We start from the raw sequence: 603 nt of genomic DNA, 5'->3' as shown, positions 1-603 counted from the left end.
GGTAACGATGTGGTTTACATTGGGTGTAGAAACACCAAAAGATAAAGATTCCTCTTACGGGATCGTCGTTCCAGCTCTTTGTAATGAGCATTATTCCTGCTATAGCGCATCAGATAGCAGTAAAGAGATAGCGGCACATTCAGCAGAAGCGATAGAAAGCATTTTAGAAGAAATGCTTGCCGATGGTTTTGATGTGTTAGGACTAGAAGACCAGGGAGCATTGATTTATAAAGAAGATCAAAGCTACAGTTTTTGTGATGTTTGGTTACAAATAGAAATTGACGTAAGCAAATACAGTGGTAAAAGCCAAAGAGTCAATATTTCTCTACCAGAATCACTACTAGCTGTGATCGACCGTAAAGTAGAGAATAGTGATCTCTATCGAGATCGAAGTCATTTCTTAGCTATCGCAGCCAGAAATGAGCTGTGATGGTTAAAGTACAATAGTTCCAAACATAATGGCGAAGTGTTAATGACATTTCGCCATTTTTTTATTTGTACAATGTGACGTTGTAACTATTAATTTCATGAGGAGCTGTGCGACGAATACTAGAACGCGCTCACGCAGTGAGTAAGAAGCGTCCTATCCGAGTGCTCAGAAGC

1 protein-coding gene is annotated in these 603 nt (G+C 39.8%); it reads left to right on the top strand.

Going from position 1 to position 603, the window contains the following annotated elements; all coding sequences use genetic code 11:
• On the top strand, positions 1-430 hold a 430-nt coding region (locus tag OU793_RS24850; RefSeq protein WP_274647942.1), incomplete at its 5' end, for a type II toxin-antitoxin system HicB family antitoxin.
• Positions 431-603: the final 173 nt, after the last annotated feature.

The organism is Vibrio sp. VP6, assembly GCF_028823755.1.
GTDB classification, from domain to species: Bacteria; Pseudomonadota; Gammaproteobacteria; order Enterobacterales; family Vibrionaceae; genus Vibrio; species Vibrio parahaemolyticus.
This window is presented reverse-complemented; position numbering and strand designations above follow the sequence as displayed.